This window comes from Deltaproteobacteria bacterium (genome assembly GCA_016874735.1).
GTDB lineage: Bacteria > Bdellovibrionota_B > Oligoflexia > Oligoflexales > CAIYRB01 > CAIYRB01.
In genome coordinates, this window is the sequence record VGTI01000132.1 from 1 (window position 1) to 4,389 (window position 4,389).

General features: G+C 55.8%; 2 protein-coding genes. One reads left to right on the top strand and one right to left on the bottom strand.

The features are described 5' to 3' along the window. Window positions 1-732: transposase (locus FJ146_19555; GenBank protein ID MBM4254167.1), on the top strand; the 732-nt coding region annotated here is incomplete at its 5' end. Window positions 733-795: 63 nt separating this feature from the next. Here the strand turns inward: FJ146_19555 and FJ146_19560 are convergent. Beyond that, entirely contained in the window at window positions 796-1,068 is a 273-nt protein-coding gene (locus FJ146_19560) for a hypothetical protein (protein ID MBM4254168.1), read from the bottom strand. Between the last annotated feature and the right edge of the window lie 3,321 nt (window positions 1,069-4,389).

Here is a 4,389-nt window from a genome sequence, read left to right on the forward strand (position 1 = left end):
TTTTTTCGCTCGCATCTTGGTGGTTTTGGCAACTTGCTTTCCGTCATTCTCAAGAATAGGAGACCGGATAACCCCAATTTAGTCATTCAGTCCGACCTGGCGACAGTCAACCTGATCTCAGACCCGGCCTTAAGCGAGAGGTTGCAGGTGACTTACGCCGGCTGCGCCTACCACGCGAGGCGACCATTCGCGATTCATGAAGCCCAAGATCCCGAACTCTGTGAGTGGATTTTGCATGAATTTAAGGGCCTGGCCATTTTTGAAGGCGGCCTTGATGCTGCCGGCCGCAACCGCGACAACACTACGGTCGTCAGAGACACCGACGAGCGGGAGACGTGGGAGCAGATTAAATATTATGCCTATTTGATCGCGAAAAAATGGTCTGCCGCTAGCGAACTCGGCAAGGCGGCGCGCTACATTATAAAAAACTACGAAAAATTGACCTACTATCTCCAGGATTATCGTCTGGCCGTTTCGAATAATTTCTCGGAGCGTATGTTGCGCCTGGAACGCTTGATTGAAAATAACGCCCTCTTTCGCCAGACTCTTGGCGGACGCTTCTCGCTCGACATTATACGCACCGTGCTGCAAACGGCTATCGCCGCGAAAGTCGACCTGCAGCTGTATTTGATGTGGGTGATGAGCATGCCGGCCGAAGTCGTCGACGCAGCACCGGATGACTTTACGCCACTGGCATTTGCGCGTGTAAAATCGCAGCATATAGCACCTTAGAAGATTGGCTGCAGAATCATTCCGCGGCACTCGCACTAGCATGCAACAACGCTAGTGGGGGTGCTACATGCGCTGGTGTACTAGGTACAGAGTATCTGTGAATGGGAACGGCGCGAAATATAGAACGTCGCTGTGACTCACAGTTTTAGTCGCGAGGCTCTTTGCACTTTGCGCAATGGAGACCACGGAGCTATCGGCCTCATCGGCCATTGTGGGTGCTGATTCGGTGGTTGTTGTTTCGGTGTCAGTGCCTTTATTCTTGGACCGTGAACAAGCCGAACCAGCGACCGCCAAGGCAAGCCAAAAGACTACTGAGTTCCTGTGCATGCGCAGCATAAATATCCTTCGCTCAGGGGAGATGGAATTCGTATTTTAGCACAGTTGATGCCACATAGGTGGCTCGTCCCATTGCCTGAGATTCCGCCGGGGAACTTAGCCTAGCGGCCTGTCGTCGCAATTTTCACTTGACCCGCATGATCCAAACGACGGTCATGTTTGGTGGGCGTGTTTCCGAGTCACCAGACAGGGTGATGGTGGAGAAGCCCCCAGCAGCCTGGCCACTGTTACCGACAGCACCGCCACCAGCGGTGCTGTATGCGTTATTAAAGGAGACATTCAATCCGTTTACCGCAGTGGCATCGGCCTGCATGGTGCCCGATGTCGGGGATCCGCGTAGAAACATACCACTGCCAGTCGAACCATCTTGAGTAGCCGAGTTGAGGTTTGGGATCACCTGACTATTATATGGCGAGTCGGTGTCAGATAAGGTCTGACCGCTGCATTCTACCCATCCGTACGGCAGCGCTGGGGTATTGGTGAAGCTCTTATGCCAAGCTTTAATCGTGCCGAGTGGGTCTGAACCGATCTCCAGCCAGCGAGTGCCATTGTAAACCATCTTGACGTGAGCCGTCGTGTCATAAACCTCCAAACCCTCAGGCGGCGAACTTATGGCCTTGCGCTGAACAGCCGTCATGCGTGGAGAAAGCATCCCCGAGGTAGTTGAGTTGATGTCGAGTTGCGCTGATGGCGCTGTGGTGCCAATACCGACGAAGCCATTCGATCGCTTAATGGATAAAGGATTACCGAGGTACGAACCTGAATCAGAATAGGTCCAGATCTGGAAATCAGAACCCGAATTGCTCCCCGACTCCGTAGCTTGGAGGCCCAATGCAACGCGGGAACTACCGCCATTTAGCATACCGAAGTGCCACATGCCTCCCGCCGCTGTGCCATTGTTCGCATTAAAAACCGTGGCACGCTCCTGGCCGGCGACGTCTAGTGTGTAAGCTGGTGATGTGGTTCCTATCCCGACGTTGCCAGTCTGCGTAATGCGGACTTTCTCGGTACTGTTGGTATAAATTTGCAGTGGATAATTAAAGTCTGTCCCAACGTAACCTGCTCCGCCGCCACCGACGCCAGCAGTGTTCGTGGATGATCCAACACCAAACTTAAAGCTATTTACGTCTGAGTTTACTTTAAATTCAGCAAAGGCGGCAGCACCATTGCTTGAGTTCACAATATTGGCACGCAATGGAGCGTTGCTACTTGCTGAAACCTGTAATACTTCCGTGGGATTCGTGGTACCTATACCGACATTCCCACTACTCCGGTAAACATCAGACCCTGATGTTGTCCAACTTCCACCCGCAGGAGCAGAGCTCACCCAAGTCGTACCGTTCGAAGTCAGTACATTTCCGTTCGTTCCTGGCGCCACCGTCAGAGGTGCACCCGTACCGTTACCGAGCAGGACGTTATTCGCTGCTAAAGTCGTGGCGCCGGTACCACCATTGGCGACGCCTAGAGTCCCCGATGTGATGAGTGCAGCGCTGTGGGCTGGAATGTCACCTGAAGATAGGGCTGCCCACGCCGGTGCAGTTGCAGCACCACTCGCCCCGCTGCTAGTTAGAAACTGTTTCGCTGTTGTCGTATTACCAGCAAGTCGGGTGCCGACTCCGGATGCGCCACCGTATAAGATGTCACCAATTGTTGTAAGCGGCGACAGTGCATTGAAAGCATTGGCTGCAGTTGTCGCACCGGTACCGCCATTGGCAATAGGTAGTGTTCCCGTGACTTCTGTGGTTAGTCCCACACTGCTACCACTTGCGGCCGCAGTGAGGCGCCCTTGTGCATCGACAGTGATGTTGGCCCTGGTGTAGGCGCCGGCTGTCACAGCCGTGTTAGCTAGCGACAGTGACCCAGAAGACGTGATGGGCCCACCGGTAAGGCCTGTGCCGGCCGTCACTGAGGTCACGCTGCCTGCTGGCCACGAGGTTATACAGTTAGCGCCGCTAAGACAGATGGAGCCTGCGACGTCGAGTTTACCGGCAGGAGCCGTAGTCCCAATGCCAACTTTCCCACTCGCATAAACAAAGTTTTCATCACCCGTAAGCAGCCCACTGCTGTTGTACTGGATCTGATTACCAGCACCCGCAGCGGGAGGTGTGGCCCAGGTGCCATCACCGCGCAGGAACTTGACGTTGTCAGCTGCCGCTGGTCCTGGCACAGCACCAGCTGTGCCGGCTGCAGCACCAGTGGCACCTATCATAGTCGGAATGTCAGCCGCTGTGAGCGTGGCGCCACTAATCACCCGCCCTTTGCTGTCGGTGGTAACCTTCATGTATGTTCCAGCTGTACCCACGGCGGCAAGAGTGGGGGCGGGGAAGTTGCCGGTAAGATCGCCGCTCGCAGCACCCGTGGGTGCCAGTCCAGAGACCCAGCTTAGTGTCCCGGCGCCGTTGGTGGCGAGCACTTGGCCAGCCGTGCCGTCCGTTGACGGTAGCTCCCAGGTCAACTGTGAAGCGAGTACATCGGGCGCCTTAAAGGCAACGTAGTTGGTGTTAGTTTTGTCGTTAAGTATGAGTTTACTGGCGGTAGTACCGTTGCCGCTGACAGTGAGTCCGGAGAGAGTCTTGTTGCTAAGTGTCTCTGTCGCATCGCGCGTGACGACGACGCCACTAGCGGGGAACGTTGCTGTGGAGTTGACACCGGTACCGCCGTTGGCGCTTGGGAGTACACCGGTCACTTCGCTTGCCAGGCTAATATTGCTGCCATCAGTTGCAGCCGAGAGACGTCCTTGCTGATCGACGGTGATATTGGCACGTGTGTAGGTGCCAGGCGTCACGGCCGTGTTGCTCAAACTAATTGTCCCTGAGCCTGTGATCGGTCCACCACTCAGACCTGTGCCCGTATATACTGAAGTCACTCCGGTAGCTGCTGGCGCGGTCCACGATGCCAGACCATTCGCATCACTCGTGAGCACCTTGCCAGCACCAGGAGATCCCCCAGTGATCTTGACAGTAGTGAATACACCTGTGTTTGGTGTCGTAGCGCCAATGGCTCCGGGCGACGCCCAGTCGGTAGCAGGCAGTGCTGCGCTGATCCAGGTTGTGCCGTCGGAGGTAAGCACCCGACCACTAGCACCTGGTGCTACTGCATGCACGGGATTCGTACCGTTGCCGAGCAGCACCGCGTTACTGGTGAGCGTGCTTGCACCCGTACCACCATTAGCGACACCGAGTGTACCCGATACAGCCGCTGCGCTGGCTAAATTAACGCGGCCAAAACCCGGCTGGCCACCGACTCCCGCGACAAGGACGTTATGTTCGCTGCCGGCAGCAGTGGCCGAGAGCGCACCGGAGGACCCAATCACCACACCGT